20 protein-coding genes are annotated in these 23,167 nt (G+C 70.7%); 7 read left to right on the top strand and 13 right to left on the bottom strand.

Annotated features, from left to right (window positions below; genetic code table 11):
- Nucleotides 1-153: 153 nt before the first annotated feature.
- On the top strand, nt 154-384 hold the full coding sequence (locus ABD419_RS22900; RefSeq protein ID WP_344491750.1) for a hypothetical protein: 231 nt from the start codon (nt 154-156) through the stop codon (nt 382-384).
- Between the two features lie 57 nt (nt 385-441).
- Here the strand turns inward: ABD419_RS22900 and ABD419_RS22895 are convergent, their stop codons facing one another.
- The 9 genes from ABD419_RS22895 to ABD419_RS22855 form a co-directional block, all read right to left on the bottom strand.
- On the bottom strand, nt 442-999 hold the full coding sequence (locus ABD419_RS22895) for a hypothetical protein (RefSeq protein ID WP_344491748.1): 558 nt from the start codon (nt 997-999) through the stop codon (nt 442-444).
- Between the two features lie 24 nt (nt 1,000-1,023).
- The gene (locus ABD419_RS22890; RefSeq protein ID WP_344491745.1) at nt 1,024-1,656 is read right to left on the bottom strand and encodes a MarC family protein; all 633 of its coding nucleotides are present in this window, start codon (nt 1,654-1,656) and stop codon (nt 1,024-1,026) included.
- Between the two features lie 75 nt (nt 1,657-1,731).
- Nucleotides 1,732-2,916, bottom strand: a complete 1,185-nt coding sequence (locus ABD419_RS22885; RefSeq protein WP_344491742.1) for a hypothetical protein — start codon at nt 2,914-2,916, stop codon at nt 1,732-1,734.
- Complete coding sequence (locus tag ABD419_RS22880; RefSeq protein ID WP_344491739.1) at nt 2,913-3,458, bottom strand: SigE family RNA polymerase sigma factor; 546 nt, start codon at nt 3,456-3,458, stop codon at nt 2,913-2,915. Before ABD419_RS22880 ends, ABD419_RS22885 begins: the two co-directional genes overlap by 4 nt.
- A 252-nt stretch (nt 3,459-3,710) precedes the next feature.
- Nucleotides 3,711-4,547, bottom strand: coding sequence for a PH domain-containing protein (locus ABD419_RS22875; RefSeq protein ID WP_344491736.1), 837 nt, complete (start codon nt 4,545-4,547; stop codon nt 3,711-3,713).
- A gap of 13 nt (nt 4,548-4,560) precedes the next feature.
- Nucleotides 4,561-4,719, bottom strand: a complete 159-nt coding sequence (locus ABD419_RS22870) for a hypothetical protein (RefSeq protein WP_176953298.1) — start codon at nt 4,717-4,719, stop codon at nt 4,561-4,563.
- Nucleotides 4,720-5,029: 310 nt separating this feature from the next.
- Nucleotides 5,030-5,677, bottom strand: a complete 648-nt coding sequence (locus tag ABD419_RS22865; RefSeq protein WP_344491731.1) for a TrmH family RNA methyltransferase — start codon at nt 5,675-5,677, stop codon at nt 5,030-5,032.
- Nucleotides 5,678-5,878: 201 nt separating this feature from the next.
- Complete coding sequence (locus tag ABD419_RS22860; protein ID WP_344491728.1) at nt 5,879-7,807, bottom strand: acetoacetate--CoA ligase; 1,929 nt, start codon at nt 7,805-7,807, stop codon at nt 5,879-5,881.
- Nucleotides 7,808-7,905: 98 nt separating this feature from the next.
- The gene (locus tag ABD419_RS22855; protein ID WP_344491725.1) at nt 7,906-9,225 is read right to left on the bottom strand and encodes an MFS transporter; all 1,320 of its coding nucleotides are present in this window, start codon (nt 9,223-9,225) and stop codon (nt 7,906-7,908) included.
- Nucleotides 9,226-9,513: 288 nt separating this feature from the next.
- Here ABD419_RS22855 and ABD419_RS22850 point away from each other — a divergent pair, with 288 nt between their 5' ends.
- The 3 genes from ABD419_RS22850 to ABD419_RS22840 all read left to right on the top strand — a co-directional run bounded on the left by ABD419_RS22850 (nt 9,514) and on the right by ABD419_RS22840 (nt 11,725).
- A complete protein-coding gene (locus tag ABD419_RS22850) occupies nt 9,514-10,182 on the top strand; it encodes a FadR/GntR family transcriptional regulator (RefSeq protein ID WP_344491722.1) in 669 nt (222 codons plus the stop codon).
- 109 nt (nt 10,183-10,291) lie between these two features.
- Nucleotides 10,292-10,750, top strand: a complete 459-nt coding sequence (locus ABD419_RS22845) for an RrF2 family transcriptional regulator (RefSeq protein ID WP_344491720.1) — start codon at nt 10,292-10,294, stop codon at nt 10,748-10,750.
- Between the two features lie 51 nt (nt 10,751-10,801).
- Nucleotides 10,802-11,725, top strand: coding sequence for a YihY/virulence factor BrkB family protein (locus tag ABD419_RS22840; protein ID WP_344491717.1), 924 nt, complete (start codon nt 10,802-10,804; stop codon nt 11,723-11,725).
- A 42-nt stretch (nt 11,726-11,767) separates the two neighbouring features.
- Here the strand turns inward: ABD419_RS22840 and ABD419_RS22835 are convergent, their stop codons facing one another.
- From ABD419_RS22835 to ABD419_RS22820, 4 genes are all read right to left on the bottom strand, one after another.
- Entirely contained in the window at nt 11,768-15,490 is a 3,723-nt protein-coding gene (locus ABD419_RS22835; protein WP_344491715.1) for a rhamnogalacturonan lyase family protein, read from the bottom strand.
- Nucleotides 15,491-15,717: 227 nt separating this feature from the next.
- Entirely contained in the window at nt 15,718-16,977 is a 1,260-nt protein-coding gene (locus ABD419_RS22830) for an RICIN domain-containing protein (RefSeq protein ID WP_344491713.1), read from the bottom strand.
- Between the two features lie 232 nt (nt 16,978-17,209).
- Nucleotides 17,210-18,280: an L-cysteine desulfhydrase Cds1 gene (gene cds1 / locus ABD419_RS22825; protein WP_344491710.1), complete on the bottom strand. Its 1,071-nt coding sequence runs from the start codon at nt 18,278-18,280 to the stop codon at nt 17,210-17,212.
- Nucleotides 18,267-18,740, bottom strand: a complete 474-nt coding sequence (locus ABD419_RS22820; protein ID WP_344491707.1) for an Lrp/AsnC family transcriptional regulator — start codon at nt 18,738-18,740, stop codon at nt 18,267-18,269. Before ABD419_RS22820 ends, cds1 begins: the two co-directional genes overlap by 14 nt.
- A gap of 226 nt (nt 18,741-18,966) precedes the next feature.
- On the opposite strand from ABD419_RS22820, the gene ABD419_RS22815 reads away from it, so the two are divergent.
- The 3 genes from ABD419_RS22815 (at nt 18,967) to ABD419_RS22805 (ending at nt 23,092) form a co-directional block, all read left to right on the top strand.
- Nucleotides 18,967-19,182 carry a BldC family transcriptional regulator gene (locus ABD419_RS22815; RefSeq protein ID WP_344491704.1) on the top strand — a complete coding sequence of 72 codons (216 nt, stop codon included), beginning with the start codon at nt 18,967-18,969 and terminating at the stop codon, nt 19,180-19,182.
- Between the two features lie 396 nt (nt 19,183-19,578).
- Nucleotides 19,579-20,997, top strand: coding sequence for a glycoside hydrolase family 6 protein (locus ABD419_RS22810; RefSeq protein ID WP_344491701.1), 1,419 nt, complete (start codon nt 19,579-19,581; stop codon nt 20,995-20,997).
- 331 nt (nt 20,998-21,328) lie between these two features.
- Nucleotides 21,329-23,092, top strand: coding sequence for a glycoside hydrolase family 6 protein (locus tag ABD419_RS22805; RefSeq protein ID WP_344491699.1), 1,764 nt, complete (start codon nt 21,329-21,331; stop codon nt 23,090-23,092).
- Nucleotides 23,093-23,167 lie beyond the last annotated feature (75 nt).

Raw genomic sequence — 23,167 nt, 5'->3', positions numbered from 1 at the left:
CCGCGCGAGTCCGCGCCGCGGACCGAGCAGGCCCCGCGCGCCGAGGCCGGCGCGGACGGGGACGCCCCCCGCCGGCGCCGCCGCCGTCGCCGCCCGACCGGCGGCAACGACCGGCCCGCCCCCGCGCAGGACTGATCCGGCCGGCCTGTGTCCATGAGCGACAGCGAGGCGCCCTACGCGGGGCCGCCGGTGAACGTGCCGCCGCCTCCGGGCTGGCGGGTCGAGGCCGTGGCCCTGCCCGGCGAGCCGCGCCGGCTCCCGCCGCAGGACCACGCCGCGATCGACCGGGCCGAGCAGCGGGCGCGGCTGGTGACCCAGTGGCTGACGCTGGTCGCCGTGGCCCTCATGTTCACCGTGCTCATCATCGGGCTCGTCGAGTTCTAGACGAAGCGGAAGCCCCCGCCCCCCTTCCGGGGAGCGGGGGCTTTCGCGTGCCCGGGGTCAGGACTCGACGACGCCGCCCCAGACCATGTCCGCGCCGGTGTGCCCGGTCTGGAACAGCCACCAGGCCGCCAGGCCCAGGAGCGCGAGGGCGATCGCGCCGAGGATGAGCATGATGACCTTGCGGCCGGTCGCGGCCGGGTCGTCGCCGCCCGCGGGGGCGGTCGCGCCGTCCTCGGCCGGGGCCGGCTTGGGGGCGTCGCCGCCGCGCAGGAGCGCGGCGCGGCGGCCCCGGTCCAGGCCCGCGAACAGGAACCACACCGGGACCAGCGCGACCAGCGTCCACAGGAGCCAGTACGCGTAGTCGTGGTGCTGCTGCACGGCGTCGGGCCACTCCCCCGGGCCGTACGTGAAGTCGGCGAACTGCTGTCCGCTGAAGATCGAGCCGTACGCGGACGCGGGGGCGAGGAGCACGAGGATCGCCGCGGCCCAGCCGATGCGCTGGCGCAGCGGCGGGACGAGCAGGTAGGCGGCGCCGAGGAGCACGAGCAGTGCCACGAGGATGATCGGCGCGTGCACCGCCAGCGGGTGGAGGGGCAGTTCGAGAATCGTCGTCATGGGGTTCATTGAACCCTAAAGTGATCACCAACCGGTAGCGCCGGCCGAACTTTCGAAGTGGGCCGCGTAGCTCATCACCGCGTCCGCTATGAGCTGCACCGCGATCGCGGCGAGCAGGACGCCGGCGATGCGGGTGAGGACCTCGATGCCGCCGCGGCGCAGGATCTTCACCAGCAGCCCCGAGAACCGCATCACCAGGTAGATGAGGATGTGGATGACGATGATCGCGAGCCCGATCCACAGGTAGTCCCCGTGCGAAGGGGCCTGCTGCACGAACAGGATCACCGCGACGATCGCGCCGGGCCCGGCCAGGAGCGGCGTCCCCAGCGGCACGAGCGCGATGTTCGAGGTGGCCGCCTCGTTCGGGTCGTCGGCCTTTCCGGTCAGCAGCTGGAGCGCGACCAGGAGCAGCAGGAGCCCGCCCGCGCCCTGGAGCGCGGCGAGGTCGATGTGGAGGTACGAGATGATCTGCTGGCCCAGGAGCGCGAACAGCGAGATCACGCCCAGGGACAGCAGGGTCGCCTGGAGCGCCGCCCGGTTGCGCTCGCGCTTGTCCATCGTCCCGGTCAGGGCCAGATAGATCGGCACGATGCCGGGCGGGTCCATGATGACGAACAGCGTCACCATGACGGTCAGCAAGTAATCGAGTCCACCCACGCAGCGAGTATGTCAAGTCCGCCAGGTCACAGCCGCCGATTCGGCCGCTCGTGTTACGTGCGGCTCAGCGGGACCTCACTCCGGCGGCCGGTAGTCGAGCACCGGCATGACCGCCCCCTCGGGCGGCGTCAGGCTCGACACGACGGGCGGGTCCTCCGTGTAGTCGATGAGGACCCAGGTCTCGTCGCCCCGGCTGTACCCGACCTCCCAGCGCCCGTACGGGTCGTACTGGATGTAGTCGGACTGGTAGTACCGGTCCTCGTGGTCGCCGAGGTCCTGGGGCGACGCCTCGGCGAGCACCGTCATGCCGGCGGCCTTGTCGACCGCGGCGCCGACGAGGTCGGCGGCCGCGTCGTCGGCCGAGGCGGCCTTGAGCGACTCCTGGACGTAGGAGGAGTCGAACTCCCCGCAGTCCTCGGTGTTCTTCGCGACCCCCACGCCCGGGGAGAGGTCGGCGACGCAGACGTACGACGGGTTCGACTGGTCGACGAACACCGCCGACTCGTATCCGGCGACGCCGACCGACTGGAGGTTCCAGTCGTACTCCTCGTCGAAGTACCAGTTGTTCTCCTCGCCCGCGGTCGTCGACCACAGGTCGGCGGAGAACACCGTGGTGGTGTCCGACCAGTCGCTGAGGGTGAGGTCGTAGCTGGTGGTGAACTCGACCGTGGAGGTCTGGTCGGCGATGACGGCGCTGCTGATGGCGTACGACTCCGCGGTGACCTCGGCGTTCGGGGTCACCATCGCGAACTGGGTCGCCGCGGTGTTGACGAGGTTGTAGGTGTTCTCGGAGGGCCAGGTCATCCCGAAGCTGGAGCCGCCGTCGAGGCTGACGACCTCGGTGGTCTGCTCCTCCGAGGAGACGACCATGTACCCGTCGGCGAGCCGGAAGACGTCCTCCGGGGCGTAGGAGGCGAGCATGACGGTGTCGCCGTCCTCGTTGAGGACCTCGTAGCCGTCGACGCCCTCGACCAGGAACTCCATGCCGAGCTCGTTGCGGGCCTCGGTGGTGGTGCTGGTGTCGGCGGCGCTCGGGCCCTGGTCCTGGCCGTCGAGCAGCGGCTGGAGCACGAAGGCGCCCGCGCCGAGCACGAGCAGTCCGGTGCCGCCCGCGGCCGCGGCGACGCGCCGGCGGCGGCGGATGCGGTGGGCCCCGGCGATGGCGAGGTCGGCCAGGGCCGGGTCGTCGACCGTCGCGGGCGCGCGCTCGGCCTGCTCGGCCAGCCCGCTGCGCAGGAGGGCCTCGATGTCCCCGTTCACGCAGCCTCCCTCCGTTCCATGGCGACGCCGAGCGCGGAGGCGGGCGTGCCGAGGCGCTTGCGCATGCCCGCGAGCGCGCGGGAGGCCTGGCTCTTGACGGTGCCGATCGAGATGCCGAGGATCTCGGCGATCTGGGCGTCGGAGCGGTTCTCGTAGTAGCGGAGGACGAGGACCGCGCGCTGGCGCTTGGGGAGGACCGCGATGTGCCGCCACATGGCGTCGCGGACGGCGGCGTGCTCGGTGAAGTCGCGGGAGAGGTCGGCCCGGTCCTCGAAGACCTCGGTGGGCTTCTCGCGGTTGGACCGCTTGCGCCACCAGGAGGCGTTCGTGTTGTAGAGGATGCGGCGGGCGTAGGCGTCGATCGAATCAGTCGTCCTGATCCGGCTCCACGCCAGGTAGGTCTTCGTCAACGTCGTCTGCACCAGGTCCTCCGCTGTCGCCCAGTTCCCCGTGAGGAGATACGCCGCACGGTGCAGCGCGGCCGAGCGCGCCGCCACGTACTCGCGGAACTCCTCGTCCTGAGACGATTTGACCTCGCTCACGCGTCTCCCTGGGGGGGTCGAACAACAGACGACGTACCCCCGGTGGAAAGTTGCCCCGCAGGGCGGAATTCTGCCAAAAGATGGGTGTCATCGGCAACCGAGGGTTGGTGCAAAGGCGAGTATACGAAGTAGGTGCAACCCGCCGCCTCCCGGATTCATGCCACGAGTCGCCCGTCTCTGGCGCACGGCGCGACGCACCCGCCGGCGCGGGCCGGCGGGTGCGGTGACGGTTCGGGCGGGAGCGGTCCGGGCCTAGGTCCCGTCGGACTTGGCGGGGACGGCCGGGGCCTCCTCGGGGATGAGGTCCTCCTCCGGCTCGGCCATGCGCTCGTCGACGGCCTCGGGCTCGTACATCTCCTCGCACATCTGGAGGTAGAGCTCGTTGGGGTTCGGCAGGTGCGGGACGTTCCGCAGCGCCTGGTCCTGGCCGGCGGACTCGATGATGAACTCGCCGTAGTTGAGCATCCGGCCCATCGGCGTCTGCGAGTACTTCATGTCGGTGACGCGGCCGAGCGGCATCATCGCGACCGAGCGGGTGATGACCCCCTGGATCAGCATGATCCGCTTGTTGGTCAGGATGAACCGGTCCATGTACCAGTCGAGGATCTTCCAGCCGACGAAGCCGAGGATGAGCAGCCACACGATGACGGTGACGGACAGGGCCGTGTCGCGGTTCTCGTTGTCCCACTTCGTGAGCATGCCGGAGGCGAGACCCATGATGAAGGTCGAGAGCGTGCCGATGATGTACCAGGGCATCAGGTGGACCCAGTGGCGGCGCCACTCGCCGCGGTACTTCTCGGTCGGGAAGAGGTAGCGGGCCGAGATCGGGGACGGGACGTCGGGAACGGCGGGGGCCCGGACGCCGGAGAGCAGGCCGCCGGCGGGGCTGTCGTCGAAGCGCACGCCGTCGATGTCGTTCGCGGCGGCCGCGGGGGGCCCGGGGGCGGCGACGCCCGGCGGGAACTGAAACTCGCGCGTGGGGGACTCGGCTCCCGGGGCGGGGCCGTCGGAGGGGGCGCGGGGGCTGGGGGTTTCCAGCGGCTCGGTGTCCTTCTTGTCCCCCGAGCCGCCTGCACCGGAATCGGTCATCGATTCGCCGTCGTCAGGTCACGAGGTTCGTGAAGAACGCCGCGAAACCGTTTGCGGCATCGAGGATTCCGCCCGCCAACGAACCGACGACACCGCTGGCCTCGTCCGGCCTGAAGGCCACGAAGAACACAAGGAACGCAAGTCCGCCCCAGGTCAGAATCTTCTTCAACATCCTCACCCCTCCCGTCAAAGGGTCCTGGCCGATCGTTCGTCTGGCGCAGGCTGGCACGAGTCTACCGTACGAGCATGACTCGGCTTTCAGTTTTCTGATGGGCTCCAGCGGTGTGATCCGAGGGGCCGATCGCCGGGCACCAGTGTAACGACGTCGTTCCACTTTCACCCGACTCCGCCTATCTACCAGCGGAATAACCTATTCGCTTATGACACCGGCGAGCTTACCCCAAGTCACGTTCCATTGGCTCAATGTAGGCGCATCGCCCCCGCGAACCCCAGGGAAGCGTCAGGTATCCGACAGCGGACGATCAGGAGTGAGACTCCGGGCCCTGTCCGAACACGTGTTCCCTCACCCAGGCGTGCATGGCGATCCCGCTGGCGACGCCGGCGTTGATCGAGCGCGTCGATCCGAACTGGGTGATCGAGCAGACCATCGCGCAGGCCTCGCGGACCGGTTCGGACAGTCCGGGCCCCTCCTGGCCGAACACGAGGACGGCCTTGCGGGGCAAGGAGGCCGTCTCGATCGGGACGGAGCCGGGGAGGTTGTCGATCCCGACGACGGCGAGGCCCTCGGCGCGGGCCCGGGCGGTGAAGTCCTCGACGGTGGCGTGGTGCTCGACGTGCTGGTAGCGGTCGGTGACCATGGCGCCGCGGCGGTTCCAGCGGCGCTTGCCGACGATGTGGACCGTCGCGGCGAGGAACGCGTTTGCGTTGCGCACGACGGTGCCGATGTTGAAGTCGTGCTGCCAGTTCTCGATGGCGACGTGGAAGTCGTGGCGCCGCGCGTCGAGGTCGGCGACGATCGCCTCGCGGGTCCAGTACCGGTAGCCGTCGACCACGTTGCGGCGGTCGCCCAGCCGCAGCAGCTCCGGGTCGTACCGGTCGCCCGCCGGGAGCGGGCCCTCCCAGGGGCCGACCCCGACCTCCGTCGCGTCCTCTTCGTTCACGCCGACCATTGGAGCACAGCGGCCGCCGGAGCCGCGGAGGGCAGAGCGCCGCCCCGGCGGCTACGGGGGAAACCGACCGGGGCGGCACGTTTCATACTAACGGCCACACGCCTGCGATCGGGCACACACCCATTTGAATTCCCTTGCCGCAGAAGGAAATCGGGCTACCAGTGGCCCCACGTCACTCCGAGTTCCACTCGCCCCATCGGATCAGGCCCGCAGGAACGCGCGGAGGGCGTCGGGGTTGGCGAGGGCGTCGCGGGCGACGGCCTCCTCGGGCCTGGCGCCCTTGAGGATCTTCTTGACGGGGACCTCGACCTTCTTCCCGCTCAGGGTCCGGGGGACCTCGGGGACCTGCCGGACCTCGTCGGGGACGTGGCGCGGCGAGAGCTGCTCGCGCAGGGCCGACAGGAGGCGGCGGCGCAGGTCCTCGTCGAGCTCGGCGCCGTCCTCTAGGGCCACGTACAGCAGGAGCCGGTCCTGGCCGGGGTCGTCGAGGTGGACCACGAGGGAGTCGGCGACGCCCTCCACCGCCTCCACGACGGCGTAGAACTCGGCGGTGCCCATGCGGACGCCCCCGCGGTTCAGCGTCGCGTCGCTGCGACCCGAGATGACCGCCGAGCCGCGCTCGGTGATGGTGATCCAGTCGCCGTGGCGCCAGATCCCGGGGAAGTCGGTGAGGTAGGTGTCGCGGTAGCGGTGCTTGAGCGGGTCGCCCCACAGGCCCACCGGCATCGAGGGCATCGGGGAGGCGATGACGAGCTCGCCCTCGCGGCCGATCGCGGCGTGCCCCTCGGGGTCGAACGACCGCACGTCGGCGCCCAGGCACCGGCAGGAGAGCTCGCCGCGCCACACCGGGACCGTCGGCGCGCCGCCGATGAAGCCGGTGCACAGGTCGGTGCCGCCCGAGAGGGACTGGAGCTGCGCGGTGGGGCTGACGGCCTCGTAGACGTAGTCGAACCCGACCGCCGGGAGCGGGGCGCCGGTCGAGCCGACGCCGCGCAGGCGCGACAGGTCGGCCTCCTCGGCGGGCTTGACGCCGCGGGCGCGGCAGGCCATGAGGAACGGCGCGCTGGTCCCGAAGTAGGTGGTGCCGGAGGCCTCGGCGAGGCGCCACATGCCGATCGGGTCGGGCATCCCGTCGAACAGGACCACGCCCGCGCCGACGATCGGCGCGGACACCAGGTAGTTCCACATCATCCAGCCGGTCGTGGAGTACCAGAAGAAGCGGTCGCCGACGCCGAGGTCGTGGTGGAGCGAGTGCATCTTGGCGTGCTCGATCGCCATCCCGCCGTGCGAGTGGACGATGGCCTTCGGCAGGCCGGTGGTGCCCGAGGAGTACAGGATGTACAGCGGGTGGTCGAAGGTGAGGGGCTCGAAGGCGACGCCCTCGTCGTAGGCGCAGAACCGGGCCCAGCTCTCGCCCTCGGTCTCGGCCCCGGGGTCGAGGTACGGGAGGACGACGAGCGAGCCGAGCCCCTCGAGGCCGCGCACGACCCGGCGCACGTCCTCGGTGCGGTCGACCGACTTGGGGCCGTACCGGTAGCCGTCGACGGCGACGAGGACCTTCGGCTCGATCTGGGCGAAGCGGTCGAGGACGGCCTTGGCGCCGAACTCGGGGGCGCAGGAGGAGAAGACCGCGCCGAGGCTCGCGGAGGCGAGCATGAGCGCGAAGGTCTCGGGGATGTTCGGCATCCAGGCGGCCACGCGGTCGCCGCGGCGGACCCCGTGGGCGACGAGCCCGGCGCGGGCGCGGGCGACGGCCTCGCGCAGCTCGGCGAGGGTCCACTCGACCGGGTCGCGGCTGTCGGAGTAGGCGCGGACGAGGACGTCGTCCTCGGCGACGCCGGGGGCGGAGAGGACCGCGCGCGCGTAGTTGAAGGTCTCGTCGGGGAACCAGACCGTGTCCGGCATGGCCTCGTCGGCGAGGACGCGGTGCTCGGGGACCTGCTCGCCGAGGCCGAAGTACTCCCAGACCGCGCCCCAGAACGGGCGCAGGCGCTCCACCGAGTACTGCCACAGCGCCGGATAGGAGGTGAGGTCGCGCTCCTCCCGCCGCGACAGCCACTGGCCGAAGCGGCCGATGTTCGTCGTCTCCACCGCGTCAGGGCGCGGCAGCCACAACACCTCGCTGGTCACGATCGCCTCCCGATTTCCACAGCACTGTGGTCCACAGCACTATCGTGGCACGGCTCAGGTTCGGTCCCGTCCGCGGGGGATCGTTTGCACGCTTTTGTCTATTGCCCCGGTGTCGGACCGGACGGGCCCGCGCCGAGCTCGTCCTCGATGTAGCGCTCGCGGGTGACGTACAGGCCCGAGGCGAACAGCAGCACCGCCAGGACCGCCAGCAGCGAGAACGGCACGGTCCAGGACGCGGTCAGGCCGTAGACCCAGCCGACCGCGAGCGGCCCGGACCCGGCCAGGAGGTACCCGCCGGACTGGGCGAACGAGGACAGCGCGCTCGTCCCCGCCGGGGTCCGGGCGCGCAGCCCGAACAGGGTCAGGATCAGCGGGAACACCGAGGTGCCGACGCCGAACAGGACCATCCACAGCCAGGTGAGCGGGCCGCCGCCCGCCAGCCACAGGCCCGCGATCGCGGGCGGGTAGCAGGCCATGAGCACCAGGAACGTGGGGCGCGGGCCCCAGCGCACCGTCAGGATCGGCACCACCACCGACACCGGGATCTGCACCAGCGTCAGCAGGCCGAGCATCGACCCGGCCGCGGCCGCGGACATGCCGTCCGCGGCGAGGATCGTCGTCGTCCAGCCCATGAGGATGTACGCGATCGCCGACTGCGCGCCGAAGACCAGCAGCATCATCCACGCCAGGCGCGAGCGGCGGGCGCCCCGCAGGTGCGAGACCGGCGAGGCCCCGGCGGCGGCCGAGGCCGGGCGCCACAGCAGCCACGGGACGATCGCGATCAGCGCCGGCAGCGACCACGCGGCCAGCGCGATCCGCCAGTCGCCGGACAGGTGCTCGATCGGGGCGGTGGCCGCGGCGGCCACGGCCGTGCCGACGGCCAGCGTCGTCGAGTACGCGGTGGTCATGACCCCGATGCGGTCGGGGAAGTAGCGCTTCACGATGACCGGCACCGCGACGTTCCCGATCGCACCCGCGGCCAGCGCGAACAGGCTGAACAGCAGGAACAGGGCCGTGCTCGGGGCCCACGCGCGGGCGACCAGGCCCGCGCTCATGACCAGCAGCGCGCCGGTGAGCAGCGGCCGCGGGCCGAAGCGGCGGGCCAGGCGCGGGGCGAGCGCCCCGAGGCCCGCGAACGCCAGGACCGGGAGCGTGGTGAGCAGCCCGGCGACGGCCTCGGACATGCCGAGGCCGACCCGCAGCTCCGCGAGGATCGCGCCGACGCTGGTCACGGCGGTGCGGAAGTTGAAGGCGGCGAGGACGACGCCCGCGACGAGCATCCAGCCCGCCGCGGCGGCCGCGCGGCGCGCGGGCGGGTCGGCGATCTCGGCGGCCGGCGGCGGGACGGGGTGCTCGAGGAGCTCCTCGGCGCCGTCGGCGGCGGTCGCGGGGGCGGTGGCGGTGGCGTCGGTCGTCACGAGGACGGCTCCTTCCGAGGCCGGGGTGTGCGGCAGGCAGGCGCCGGCAACCACTGTCCCGCCCGCCGGGAGGAGTGCCGGGGGATCGTGACTGAACCGATTCACGGCAGGCGGGCTGGGGCCTCAGCAGCCGGGATAGAATCGAGTCAATTCATGGGATGAATTGACGGCCTGTCAACGGTATCGCGACGGCTGTCTGCTTTAATCCTCCTAGTGTCAGGAAACACGCACCCCCCATGGCGGGCCCCCGCAAGCCATGGCCGCGATCCGGGAAGGTCAGGTCCGCCAGTGGCATTGCAGTCGACACGCAAGTCCGCCCTCGTCGATCAGGTGATCGATCAGCTGCGGCGGCAGATCGCCGACGGCGAGTGGGGCCTCGGATCGCGCATCCCCACCGAGAGCGAGCTCGCCGAGCTCCTCGGCGTCGGCCGCAACACCATCCGCGAAGGCGTCCGCGCGCTCGCCCACGCCGGGCTCCTGGAGATCCGGCAGGGCGCCGGCACGTTCGTCGTCGGCCGCAGCGAGGTCACCGCCGCCGTGCGCCGCCGCATCGCCGCCAGCCCCGCCTCCGACGCCATGGAGGTCCGCCGCGGCCTCGAGGTCGAGGCCGCCCGCCTCGCCGCCCACCGCCGCGACGAGGCCGACATCACCCGCCTGCGCATCCTCCTCGCCGAGCGCGAGGCCACCCACGAGGTCGGCGACACCGAGGCGTTCGTCGCGGCCGACATCGCCCTCCACCAGGCCGTCGCCGAGGCCAGCCACAACAAGCTCCTCGCCGAGCTGTACTCCGAGCTGGCCGAGTCCCTCCGCGAGACCGTCCGGGCCGGCCTCGGCCCCGTCCTCGCCGAGGAGCCCCACATCGACCACTCGGTGGCGATCGAGGCGATCATCGCCGGCGACGCCGACCTCGCCGCCGCCGAGACCGCCGCGTACCTCCGCCTGCTCGTCGACGACTGACCGGCCCCGGCGGGCCGTCACACCGCGAGCCGCGAACCGCTGGAGCGCGGCGCCCCTAGAGATACAGTCGATACCACCGCTCGGCCGAGCGGCACCGAGAGGAGTCCTCATGCGCCTGTCCGCCCGCGTCGACTACGCCCTGCGCGCCGCCGTGGCCCTGGCGGGGTACGGGGACCGATGGGTGTCGGCCGAGCAGATCGCCGAGGACCAGGGCATCCCCCGCAAGTTCCTGGAGTCGATCCTCCTCCAGCTGCGCCGCGGCGGCATCGCCACCTCCAAGCGCGGCTCCGAGGGCGGCCACCAGCTCGCGAAGGCCGGCGACCTCATCAGCCTCGCCGACGTCATCCGCGCCGTCGACGGCCCCCTCGTGGGCGTCCGCGGCGAGCGCCCCGAGCAGGTCCCCTACACCGGCACGGCCACCGCGCTCACCAACGTGTGGATCGCCCTGCGCGTCTCCGAGCGGAACATCCTCGAGTCGGTCTCGCTGGCCGCCGTCGCCGGGGACGACCTGCCGACCTCGGTCACCAAGCTCCTCGAGGACCCCGACGCCTGGGTCATCCGCGACTAGCCGCGCCGACCAAGCGCCGCGCGGCCGCCCCGCCTCTGCCAGAATCGGAGCGTGAAGTTCCCAGACCTGGGAGCCTGGTGGGACCGCGTCCTCGATGCCTCCCGCAGGCGGTCCAACTTCGTCGACCACGCCTGGCGCGCCGGCGAGCGCTACGGCGAGGTGCACGGCGGCCAGCTCGCGGCCGCGATCTCGTACTACGCGTTCTTCGCCGCGTTCTCGATGTCGCTGCTGGCGCTGGCGATCTTCGGCTACCTGCTGAACTTCCCCGACGTCTACGACTCGGTCGAGAAGTGGCTGTCGACGAACCTGCCGGTGATCGACATCGGGGTCCTGGAGAGCTCCCGGAAGTCGGTGACGATCTTCGCCGCGGTCGCGCTGGTCGTGGCCGGGGTGGCGTGGGTGCAGTCGGTGCGGGCCTCGATCCGGCTGGTGTGGGGGCTGGACGCGCAGCCGGGGAACCCGTTCCTGCGCTGGGCGATCGACCTCGGCATCCTCATCGGGGTCTCGATCCTGCTGCTCATCACCATCGGCGCGACCGCGGGCGCGGAGATCGTGCTGGCGTGGCTGCACTGGGACGAGGCGACCGGGAACTGGGCGCCGCTGGTGCGCTCGGTGTCGGTGGTGGTGGGCCTCCTGGCGAACGCGGCCCTGGCGGCGGTGCTGCTCCAGGCGCTGCCGCGGGTGGTGATGCCGCTGCGCCGCGTCGTGTGGGCGGCCCTCACGGTCGCCGTCGGGATGGAGCTGCTCAAGACCGTCGGCCGGATCTACGTCCTGCACGTCTCGGACCGGCCCGCGTACCAGGCGGTGACGACCGCGGTCGGTCTGCTGGTGTTCCTGTACCTGTTCGACGCGATGCTGCTGCTGGCGGCCGCGTGGACCGCGACCTCGCTGCGCGGCAAGGCGATCGACCTGTACGACCGCGAGCGCATCCCCAACGGGCACGGCCGGCTCTACAAGCCGTCCGGGAAGTGGTGACGGCCCGGACGCGAGCGCCCGGGCCGTCGGTGCGAGCGGCGGCTACACGGTGGTGCAGACGCGGCCGTTCATGAGGAACATGCCCGGGTCGTCCGGGTCGCCGGTGCCCTGGAAGCCGATCTGCTTCGTCGCGCCGGGCTTGAGCGGGAAGTTCCAGAACGCCGGGTCGGCCGCCATGGCCTCGCCGTCGATCGCGATCTCGCCGCCCCAGTCGTGGACGACGCTCTCGACGCCGCCGGACCGCCAGCGCAGGTCCCACTCGCCGATGTCGGCGGCGCCGGTGTTGGTGACCTTGATCTGGACGACGAACCCGGTGCCCCAGTCGGCCGCGACCCGGTACTCGACCTCGCAGGAGGCCGCGGCGTAGGGCGCGGCGGCGGCGTCGCGGTCCGGCCCGTACTCCACGGTCTCGTAGGCGGGCGCCGCCATGTCGTAGCCGATGAAGTAGCTCGGCCAGGGCGGCTGGTTGTAGGAGACGTTCTGCCAGGAGACCGCGAGGCGGTACTGCGGGTCGTTCATGAGCGTAGGCAGCGCGTACTCGGTCGGGACGGTGGTGGTGTAGATCCGCACGCCGTCGTTGGACTCCTTGCGGAGGACGACCTCCTCGCGCCAGTCGCCCAGGAGGTCGGCGGTGAGGGCCGGGTTGCCCTTGGTGCCGTTGCTGGTGTCGACGCCCTCGGGGGTGAAGATCTCCTCCTGGGTGCCGGTCGCGGGGTCCCATTCGGCGATGAACGGGTAGAGCGGCACGTAGTTCGGCTCGTCGAACTCGTGGTCGAGGATCTCGCGGCCGAGGTCGCCGTCCCACCAGACCATGAAGTTCGCCGAGGGGATGGCGGTCCCGATGAGCGTGCCGTCGGCGGCGTGGAGCTCGCCTTCGTGCGAGTTCCACGCGCCGGTGGCGGACACGGCCCAGCATTCGGCGCCCGGATGGGCGGGGTCGATGTCGCCGCAGGCGCCGCGGCCGGTGTCGCGGGTGCCGGGGATGGACCAGAGGACCTCGGCGGTGTCGGCGTCGCGGAAGGCGCCGGCCCGGTTGCCGGAGCAGCTCATGCACTCGAAGGGGCTGAAGATCTCCAGGCCCTCATTTGCAGGGTCGAAGTCGGAGACGTGGAGGGCGTCGCCGTGGCCGAGGCCGGTCGTGTACAGCGGCGTGCCGTCGTCGTTGATCGTCATGGCGCCGAACACGATCTCGTCGCGCCCGTCGCCGTCGACGTCGGCCACCGACAGGTTGTGGTTGCCCTGGCCGGCGTAGGCGCCTCCCCAGCGGTCGGAGCTGAAGCTCCAGCGCTGGGGGAGGTTGTCGCCGTCCCAGTCCCAGGCGGTGATCTCGGTCTTGGCGTAGATGCCGCGGTTGGTGATGAGCGTCGGGTGGACGCCGTCGAGGTAGGCGACGGCGGCCATGAGCCGGTCGCCGCGGTTGCCGTAGCAGTCGCCCCACGAGCAGATGTCGCCGCGCGCGGGCGCGAAGTCGACGGTCTCCATGGCGGCGCCGGTCTGGCCGTTGAAGATCGTCAGGAACTCGGGGCCGTCGAGGATGCGGCCGGTGCTGTTGCGGTGGTCGGCGTCGGGGTCGCCGATCACGGCCCCGGCGCCGTCGACGGTGCCGTCCGCGGTCTTGAGGGCGACCTCGGCGCGGCCGTCGGAGTCGAGGTCGTAGGCGACGAGCTGCGTGTAGTGGGCCCCGGCGCGGATGTTGCGGCCGAGGTCGATGCGCCACAGCAGGTCGCCGCCGAGGGTGTACGCGTCGACGTAGACGTTCCCGGTGTAGCCGTTGTGGGAGTTGTCCTTCGCGTTCGAGGGGTCCCACTTCTGGACGATCTCGTACGCGCCGTCGCCGTCGAGGTCGGCGACGGTGGCGTCGGTCGGCGCGTAGGTGTACGCGACGCCGTCGGGGGTGGTGCCGCCTGCGGGGCGCTCCATGGCGACGTCGACGTACTGGTCGGCCATGGGCTCGAACGCGGCGGTGTAGCCGGTCTCGACGCCGTCGTTCACGGTGGCGATCCAGTAGACGGCGTTGGGGGTGCCGCCCTCGTCGGTGAGGTTGGTGAGCCCGGTCGGCTCGGGGGTGAGGAGGCGGCCGTCGCGGTAGACGTTGAAGGCGGTGCCCTCGGGGTCGTTGGCGAGGCTGCGCCAGGACAGGTAGGTGCCGTCCTCGACGGTCATGGCGACGGGCGCGCGGTCGAGGCTCTCGATCCGCTCGGCGCAGTCGGTGCACGGCTCGTCGGGGCCTTCGCCGCCGGAGCCGGGGACGTCGCCGATCCTGGTGAGCTCCAGGCCGTTCAGGTGCCCGGTCTGGCCGGAGACGGTCACGTTGAGCTGGCCGTCCTCGACGACGATGCCCTCGAAGTCCTTGGTGAGGATGGACCTGGAGCCGGCGTTGGCGGCCCCGTAGTCGACGCCCTCGAACTTCAGGTTCGAGCGGGCCGAGCCGAGGTAGTCGCCGGTGAAGACGCGCGCGGTGTACAGGCCGTCGGCCACGTCGACCGCGAAGTCGTAGGAGCCGCCGAACCAGGCCACGAAGTCCGAGCCGAGCGGGTCGGTCGCGACGCCGCGGTCGCGGTCGATCGCGGTGGACATGTCGGTGGTGAAGCCGTAGCCGCGCTCGGCGGTGTAGGCGGTGCCGCGGTTGACCTCGGTGTACCCGGCGGCGACGGTCTGGCTCGCGGGCCCGAAGTCGTACTTGAAGCCGGCGGTCGCGGTCGTGGCGGTGAGGGTGCCGGAGTACGCGGACTCGCCCCGGGCGTTGACGGCGGCGACGGCGAACTCGTAGGTCGTCTCCTCGGCCAGGCCGGAGACGCGGCCGACGCCGACGGTGGCGGTGGTGCCGAGGCGCCATTCGCCACCGGGTTCGCGCACGTAGACGCGGTAGACGTCGGCGTCGTCCTGGTCGGTCCAGTTGAGGGTGATGCTGGCGTTCGCGACCGTGGCGGCGGTGAGGCCGGTCGGCGCGGCCGGCACGTCGGCCGGGGGCGCGACGTCGACCACGTGGCCGCTCAGGGGGAGCCCGAGGGTGGCGGTCTCCTCGGCGACCAGGCGGGCCATCTGGATGGCGCCGTACTCCTGGAAGTGGGTGTCGTCGGCGGTGCCGTTGGGCCGGTTCGGGTAGACCCCGGCCGGGACGTGCAGGAACACCGACTTGGCCTCTTCGGGGCCGATCTCGTTCAGGTACGCGCGGGAGGAGGCCGAGAGGTCGACCACGGCGACGCCGGTCTCCTCGTGAAGCTCGTGGACCTTCTCGACGTACTCGGGGAACGAGGTGTTGAACTCGCCGGTGTCGGCGTTGAAGCTGCGGCGGGACACCGGGGTCACGAGGACGGGGATCGCGCCCTGCTCGATCGCGCCCGCGATGTAGTAGTCCCGCAGGTAGCTCTTGTAGTCGTCGGGCGAGGTGTACCGCTCGGGGACGGTGACGGTGGCGTCGTTGTGCCCGAACTGGACGAACAGGTAGTCGCCGGGCTGGATCTCGTCCAGGATCGCGTCGAGGCGGCCCTGCTCGACGAAGGAGCGCGAGGACCGGCCGCCGATGGCGTGGTTCGCGATGGTGACCTCCTCGTCGAAGTACCGGTCGATCACCTGGCCCCATCCGGCCTGCGGCTCGTAGTAGGGGTCGTAGGTCTGGACGGTGGAGTCGGACGCGAGGTAGACGGTGATGCCGTCGTCGTCCTGGGCCTGGGCCGGGGCGCCCGCGGAGAGGACGCCCGCGAGCGCGGTGGCCCCGGCGGCGGCCAGCGCGAGGGCGCGGCGCCGGAGGGGTGAAGGGGTCATGGGCCTCATGGTCACTTCCGTAGTGAGAGGAGGGAGGCGCTCGGCTCGGCAATCGTGAATGAATCGTTTCAATCCCTCAGGAGACTGCCGGGCAAGCGGTTACTACTTCGGGGACGCTACCGAGTAGAGCCCCGAATGTCAATACATGTCGATACCTGTTGGGATGCGGGGCGTTCGCTCGCGGCGCGTGCCCGACTGCTCGGGCACGTGCCGCGAGTGCGCACCGGTCAGCGCACGTGCGCGGCGATCGGGCGGTTCAGGGCCTTGGCGCCCTCGGCGACGAGGCGCGCCATCTGGGTCGCGCCGTACTCGTGGAAGTGGGTGGAGTCGGCGAGGCCGTTCGGGTAGGCCGGGTACTCCCCCGCCGCGAGGTGCATGAAGACCTCGGCCTGGGCCCGCGCGGGGGTGATCGCGTTGAGGTAGGCGCGCGAGCGGGCGCCGAGGTCGATGAAGGACACCCCGGTCTCGGCGACGAGTTCGCGGACCTTCGCGCCGTAGGTCGCGAACGACTCGTTGAACTGGAGGGTGCTCGTGTTGTAGTCGAGCCGGTTGACGGGCGTGAGCAGGACCGGGATCGCGCCCTTGGCGGTGGCCCCGGCCATGTAGTGGTCCCGGAGGTACCGCTTGTAGTCGTCCGGGGAGGTGTACCGCTCGGGGTTGCCGGTGCTCGCGTCGTTGTGCCCGAACTGGACGAACAGGTAGTCGCCGGGCTGGATCGCGTCGAGGATCGTCGTGAGGCGGCCCTGCTCGATGAACGAGCGCGAGGAGCGGCCGCCGATGGCGTGGTTGGCGATCCGGGTGTTCGCGTCCACGAACAGGTGGAGCTTCTGGCCCCAGCCGGTCATCGGGTGGACCGAGGCGTTGTAGGTCTGGGCCGTGGAGTCCGACGCGACGTAGATCGTCGGCGTGCCCGCGGCGGGGGCGGCGTCGGCCGGGATCAGCCGCCACTGCTGGTTCTGGCCGCCCGCGTTGTCGTACTGGGACAGGCGCGAGCCGAGGGCGATCGCCCACTCCCAGACGTCGAGGGCCTTCCCGGAGTTGCGGTTGACCAGGCGCACCCAGGTGCCGTCGTCGATCACCTGCCACTGCTGATTGGCGCCGCCGTTGGAGGCCCACTGGACGATGTCGGCGCCGTTGGCGGTGGACTTGGCGTAGACGTCGAGGGCGAGGCCGGAGTGGCGGGCCTCGACGCGGAAGTAGCCGCCCCCGGCGTCGGTGAAGCGGAACTGCTGGTTCGTCGCGTAGCTGCGCTGGCGCTGGACCAGCTTGGCGCCGTTGGCGGTCGAGGCGCCGTCGATCTCCAGGGCCAGCCCGCTGTAGCGGGACTGGAGGACGTACCAGGTGCCGGGGGTGAGGGCCGCGCCCGCCGCGGCGGCCCCGAGGACCCCGCCGGCGGCCGCGCCGGCGCCGAGTCCGGCGAGGAGGCCGAGCGAGCGGCGGGTGAGCTTGGCGCCGAACGGGTTCGTGCGCGAGGACGGGTGGTGCATGTGCGCTCCATGGCTCGAAGTCGAGGGCCGCGGCGCGACGGTGCGTCGCGCCGCGGCCCCGGTGAGAGGCGGGATCGACGGCGGTGATGAAACGATTCAAACGAACGGCGCACCGCGCCGCCGGAGTCGGGGCCCCGGGAGGATGCCGGGCCCTCGCAGGGATCTAAGTACTGATGTTCATCGATTTGTTTGGCGAGTATCGTAACCCCGGGGCGGCGCCGGCACAAGGCCCTCAGGCGGGCAGCAGGGGCGCGAGGCGCGCGGCGGCCGCGGCGAGGTCGATGCCCTGGGACGCGACCCAGTCGTCGTCGAAGTAGGTGGCGCCGTATCGGCGCCCGGAGTCGCACAGCAGCGTGACGATGCTGCCGCCGCTGCCGGACTCGCGCATCTCGGCGATGAGCGAGAGGGCGGCGACGAGGTTGGTGCCGGTCGAGCCGCCGAGGCTGCGGCCGAGGCGCTCGGAGGCCCAGCGCATGCACGCGATCGACTCGGCGTCGTCGACCTTGACCATGCGGTCGACCAGGGCGGGGATGAACGAGGGCTCCACGCGGGGGCGCCCGATGCCCTCGATGCGCGAGCCGCGGGCGCTCGCGGCCGCCGGGTCGCGGTCGCGCCAGCCGGAGAAGAACGCCGAGTGCTCGGGGTCGACGACGCACAGGCTGGTGGCGTGGCGGCGGTACCGCACGTACCGGCCGATCGTGGCCGAGGTGCCGCCGGTGCCTGCGCCGACCACGATCCAGGTCGGCACGGGGTGGCGCTCCAGGCGCATCTGGTCGAACACCGACTCGGCGATGTTGTTGTTCCCGCGCCAGTCGGTGGCCCGCTCGGCGTAGGTGAACTGGTCCATGAAGTGCCCGCCGGTCTCGGCGGCGAGGCGCTCGGCCTCGGCGCAGACCGCGGCGGGGTCGCGCACCAGGTGGGCCTTGCCGCCGTAGCACTCGATCTGGGCGATCTTGGCGCGGCTGGTGGACTCGGGCATGACGGCGGTGAACGGCAGGCCGAGCATCCGCGCGAAGTACGCCTCGCTGACGGCCGTCGAGCCGCTGGATGCCTCGATGACCGGCGTGTCCTCGTCGATCCAGCCGTTGCAGATCGCGTACAGGAACAGCGACCGGGCCAGGCGGTGCTTGAGCGAGCCGGTCGGGTGGGCCGACTCGTCCTTGAGGTAGAGGTCGACGCCCCATTCGGGAGGGAGCGGGAACGGGAGCAGGTGGGTGTCGGCCGAGCGGTTCGCGTCGGCCTCCACAGTGGTGATCGCCCAGTTGGTCCACAGGCGGTCTCGTGTGCGGTCAATCGACTCCATGGGCGTCCCCGTCCGCGGGGATCGGCTGCTGCCGGTCCTCCCATTTGGTCGAGAGGGTGATGGTGGTGCGGGTCTGCGCGACGCCGGGGATCGCGCCGACGCGGTGGATCAGCTGTTCGAGGTCGGCCATCTTGGGGACGCGGACCTTGAGCTGGTAGCACTCGACGCCGGCGAGGAAATAGCACGACTCGATCTGCGGAATGGCGCGGAGGCGTTCGCAGATGTCCAGGTGGTCGGCGGAATTGTCAGGGATGATACCGATAAGGGCGGTGATCCCGAGTCCGATCGCCTCGGAGTCGACGATCGCCTTGTAACCAGCGATGACGCCGTTCCGCTCCAGTTTGACGACGCGGTCCTGCACCGACGGCGCGGTGAGTCCGACCCGGCGCGCCAGTTCGGCGTAAGAGGTGCGCCCGTCGGCGCGCAGCAGGTTCACGATGGTCCGGTCGATCTCGTCCACTACATGAGGATAACGGGAGTTACCCCTTGGGTCTTGTGCCTACCTCATACCCGCGTACTCCTAGAGCGCCGGAAACAGCTCAGAGCGCCGTTGACATACGCGTGGTACGTTCAGGCAATACCTACCGACCGAAAGTATGTCCAAGAACTCATGGCAGGTTTGACTGAATAGTGGTGTAATGGGTTTAACGCACGAAGTGAGTCTTCATCACGGGGAGGAAGAAATCATGGAGACCGAGGACCGCCTACTCACACCCGGCGAAGTGGCCTCGCTGTTCCGCGTCGATCCGAAGACGGTGACGCGGTGGGCCGCGGCCGGCCGGATCGGGAGCATTCGCACACCGGGCGGTCACCGTCGGTTCCGCGAGTCCGAGGTCCGGGCCCTGCTCGAAGGGGACGCCGGAGCCCAGGCCACGTTCGATTCCGGCCACGCCCAGCCCTGACCACGGCGTCGCGCACGACGCGACCGCAGACCTGCCTGGCACAAGCCGGTCCAGCGCAGCGCACCACGGCCCGAGGGCCGCGGGGGACGCGCGCACGGACCGGCTTTTTCGCGTGCCCGAAAAGTCCGGCCCGCAGAAATACGCCGTTTCACTCCACATCGGAGTTGATTTGTTCCATTTAGGGCAATTGCCCACGCTTTGAAGTCGGATCAACACCGTGAGTCGCCATCAAAGCCGCCAATCTGACTTTTCTGGATTCTCCGGTCGCAGACCCCTTGACATCACACTCATACATAGGCAAACTTCGATGTGATGTTGGGAGCGCTTCCGTGGCGACCCGGTACACGCGGAGCCGCCCCACGTCGTCCGAGACCGACGAGCGAGGAGAGGCACGAGATGCTCGACCGAAGCAGACGACAACCCCGGCGCCTGGCAGCACTGGCGGCCGCGGCCGCCGCGGCGGCCACCGTCGGCGCACTGGCGGTCAACACCGCCGGCGCGCAGGAGCAGGACACCTTGGAGCCGACGCAGGCCAAGGTCGACAACCCCTACGAGGGGGCGCAGGTCTACGTCAACCCGCAGTGGTCCGCGCAGGCCGCCGCCGAGCCGGGCGGCGACGCCGTCGCCGACCAGGCCACCGGCGTCTGGCTCGACCGGATCAGCGCGATCGAGGGCAACGGCTCCCCCACCACCGGCTCGATGGGCCTGCGCGACCACCTCGACGAGGCGCTCGCGCAGGGGGCGGACGCGATCCAGTTCGTCATCTACAACCTGCCCGGCCGCGACTGCGCCGCGCTCGCCTCCAACGGCGAGCTCCCCGCGGACGCGATCGACCGGTACAAGAGCGAGTACATCGACCCGATCGTCGAGATCCAGTCGGACCCGGCCTACGCCGGGCTGCGGATCGTCAACGTCATCGAGATCGACTCGCTGCCGAACCTGGTCACCAACGTCTCGCCGCGCGAGACCGCGACCGCCAACTGCGACACGATGAAGGCGAACGGGAACTACGTCGACGGCGTCTCCTACGCCGCCGCCGAGCTCGGCGCCCTGCCGAACACCTACAACTACCTGGACGCCGGCCACCACGGCTGGATCGGGTGGGGCGACGCGAACCCGCAGTACGACAACTTCCACGCGTCCGCGGCGCTGTTCGGCTCGCTCATCGGCGAGAACGGCATGACCGCCGCCGACGTCCACGGCTTCATCACGAACACCGCGAACTACTCGGTGCTCGAGGAGCCGCACTGGGAGGTCGACCAGGTCGTGGGCGGCACCCCGCTGAACCAGAACCCCGACGTCACGTGGGTGGACTGGAACGACTTCAACGGCGAGATCGACTTCTCGACCGCGTTCCGGGACGAGCTGGTGGCGAACGGGTTCGACGAGTCCATCGGCATGCTCATCGACACCAGCCGCAACGGCTGGGGCGGCCCCGACCGGCCCGCCGGGCCGTCGTCCTCGACCGACCCCGCGACCTTCGTGGACGAGTCGCGGATCGACCCGCGGTACCAGAAGGGCAACTGGTGCAACCAGGCCGGCGCCGGGCTCGGCGAGCGGCCGCAGGTGAACCCCGAGGCGGGCATCGACGCCTACGTCTGGATCAAGCCCCCGGGCGAGTCCGACGGCGCCTCCGAGGAGATCCCCAACGACGAGGGCAAGGGCTTCGACCAGATGTGCGACCCCGCGTACGAGGGCAACATCCGCAACGGCTTCAACCTGAGCGGCGCGCGCGGCGAGATGCCGCTGTCGGGCCACTGGTCCTCCGAGCAGTTCGCCGAGCTCCTCGCCAACGCCTACCCGCCGCTGGGCTAGGCGGGCGGGAGGGCGGACCGGCACTCCGCCCCCGGAGCGGGGCCGCGCACGGCGCGGCCCCGCTTCCGCGTGCCGGGAGGGAAGTTTTTCTAAGCGTTCCTTCCGGTCGAGCGCGGGAGCGTTTTCACTGATTCAAGCGCTTGCCACCGCTCGGCGCGCCCGTGAAAGCGGTGGCCGAATCGCTTCCATGCTCGAAATATCCCGCTGGACCTCTTGACAGTCCATCTACATATCGGAGATTATCAATGCACATCTTGGGAGCGCTTCCCTCGATGGACACCCGTTCCGGGCTGCTTCCGGGCCGCCCATCGACCCCGAAGGACATCGAAAAATGCAAGTACCTAGAAGACGAAGGAGACTGGCCATCGCCGGCGTGGCGGTCGCCGCGCTCGCGGCCACCGGGCTGACCTTCGCTTCGGCGAACCAGGCACTCGCCGAAGAAGGCTGCAAGGTCGACTACAAGGTCGTCAGCAGCTGGGGCTCCGGTTTCCAGGCCAACGTCACGATCACCGCCCAGGAGCCGATCAACGGCTGGGACCTCACGTGGACGTTCCCGTCCGGCACCAGCGTCTCCAGCGCGTGGAACGTGGGCTACAGCCAGAGCGGCACCACCTTCACCGGCTCCGACGTCGGCTGGAACGGCTCCATCGCCTCCGGCCAGAGCCGCGAGGTGTTCGGCTTCATCGGCTCCGGCTCCTCCGCGACGCCCACGAACTTCCGGATCAACGGCGACCTCTGCAACGGGACGACCCAGCCGCCCACCAGCGAGGAGCCGCCGACCAGCGAGGACCCGGGCAACCCCGGCGGGGGCGACAAGGTCGACAACCCCTACACCGGCGCCCAGGTCTACGTGAACCCGCAGTGGTCCGACCGCGCCGCGGCCGAGCCCGGCGGCGACGCGATCGCGAACGAGCCCACGGGCGTGTGGCTCGACCAGACCAGCGCGATCTACGGCAACGGCTCCCCGACCACCGGCACGATGGGCCTGGAGGACCACCTCGACGAGGCCCTCGCGCAGGGCGCTGACGTGATCCAGGTCGTCATCTACAACCTGCCGGGCCGCGACTGCGCCGCGCTCGCCTCGAACGGCCAGCTCGGGGCGACCGAGATCGGCCGCTACAAGAGCGAGTACATCGACCCGATCGTCGACATCATGGGCCAGTCCAAGTACGCGGACCTCAAGATCGTCAACGTCATCGAGATCGACTCGCTGCCGAACCTCGTCACCAACGTCACGCCCCGCGCGACCGCGACGGCGAACTGCGACACGATGAAGGCCAACGGCAACTACGTCAACGGCGTCTCGTATGCGACGGCGGAGCTCGGCGCGCTGCCGAACACGTACAACTACATCGACGCCGGCCACCACGGCTGGATCGGCTGGGGCGACGTGAACCCGCAGTACGACAACTTCAACGCCGCGGCCGCGCTGTTCGGCTCGCTCATCGGCCAGAACGGGATGACCGCGGACGACGTCCACGGCTTCATCTCCAACACCGCGAACTACTCGGTGCTGGAGGAGCCCTACTGGGCGGTCAACCAGGTCGTCGGCGGCCAGGCGCTGAACCAGAACCCGAACCTCCCCTGGGTCGACTGGAACGACTTCAACAACGAGAAGGACTTCACCGAGGCCTTCCGCGAGGTCCTGATCGACGAGGGCTTCAACGAGGACATCGGCATGCTGATCGACACCAGCCGCAACGGCTGGGGCGGCGACTACCGCCCGACCGGCGCGTCGACCTCGACGAACCCCGTCACGTTCGTGGACGAGTCCCGCATCGACCAGCGATTCCAGAAGGGCAACTGGTGCAACCAGGCCGGTGCCGGCCTCGGCGAGCGGCCGCAGGCCGACCCTGAGGCCTGGATCGACGCCTACGTCTGGATCAAGCCCCCGGGCGAGTCCGACGGCGCTTCGGAGGAGATCCCGAACAGCGAGGGCAAGGGCTTCGACCAGATGTGCGACCCGGACTACGGCGGCAACATCCGCAACGGGAACAACCCCTCCGGGGCCCGCGACGACATGCCGCTCTCGGGCCACTGGTCCTCCGAGCAGTTCGCCGAGCTCCTCGAGAACGCCTACCCGCCGATCAACTAGTACCGCTTGAACGGGCCCGGCGCTTCCGGGAGGCGGATCGCCGGGCCCCCCTTCGACCAGATCCTCGGTTCCTTC

The sequence above is a fragment of the Glycomyces endophyticus genome (assembly GCF_039531525.1).
Taxonomy (GTDB): domain Bacteria; phylum Actinomycetota; class Actinomycetes; order Mycobacteriales; family Micromonosporaceae; genus Glycomyces; species Glycomyces endophyticus.
Note: the sequence above shows the minus strand (reverse complement) of the source record. Positions and strands in the feature narration are given on the sequence as shown.

What these genes read in the sequence shown, in the direction of transcription:
- ABD419_RS22895 (WP_344491748.1), bottom strand. Translation starts at nt 999, where the DNA reads ATGACGACGATTCTCGAACTGCCCCTCCACCCGCTGGCGGTGCACGCG.
- ABD419_RS22805 (WP_344491699.1), top strand. Translation starts at nt 21,329, where the DNA reads ATGCAAGTACCTAGAAGACGAAGGAGACTGGCCATCGCCGGCGTGGCG.
- ABD419_RS22865 (WP_344491731.1), bottom strand. Translation starts at nt 5,677, where the DNA reads ATGGTCGGCGTGAACGAAGAGGACGCGACGGAGGTCGGGGTCGGCCCC.
- ABD419_RS22810 (WP_344491701.1), top strand. Translation starts at nt 19,579, where the DNA reads ATGCTCGACCGAAGCAGACGACAACCCCGGCGCCTGGCAGCACTGGCG.
- ABD419_RS22830 (WP_344491713.1), bottom strand. Translation starts at nt 16,977, where the DNA reads ATGCACCACCCGTCCTCGCGCACGAACCCGTTCGGCGCCAAGCTCACC.
- ABD419_RS22900 (WP_344491750.1), top strand. Translation starts at nt 154, where the DNA reads ATGAGCGACAGCGAGGCGCCCTACGCGGGGCCGCCGGTGAACGTGCCG.
- ABD419_RS22870 (WP_176953298.1), bottom strand. Translation starts at nt 4,719, where the DNA reads ATGTTGAAGAAGATTCTGACCTGGGGCGGACTTGCGTTCCTTGTGTTC.
- ABD419_RS22815 (WP_344491704.1), top strand. Translation starts at nt 18,967, where the DNA reads ATGGAGACCGAGGACCGCCTACTCACACCCGGCGAAGTGGCCTCGCTG.
- cds1 (WP_344491710.1), bottom strand. Translation starts at nt 18,280, where the DNA reads ATGGAGTCGATTGACCGCACACGAGACCGCCTGTGGACCAACTGGGCG.
- ABD419_RS22835 (WP_344491715.1), bottom strand. Translation starts at nt 15,490, where the DNA reads ATGACCCCTTCACCCCTCCGGCGCCGCGCCCTCGCGCTGGCCGCCGCC.
- ABD419_RS22875 (WP_344491736.1), bottom strand. Translation starts at nt 4,547, where the DNA reads ATGACCGATTCCGGTGCAGGCGGCTCGGGGGACAAGAAGGACACCGAG.
- ABD419_RS22845 (WP_344491720.1), top strand. Translation starts at nt 10,292, where the DNA reads ATGCGCCTGTCCGCCCGCGTCGACTACGCCCTGCGCGCCGCCGTGGCC.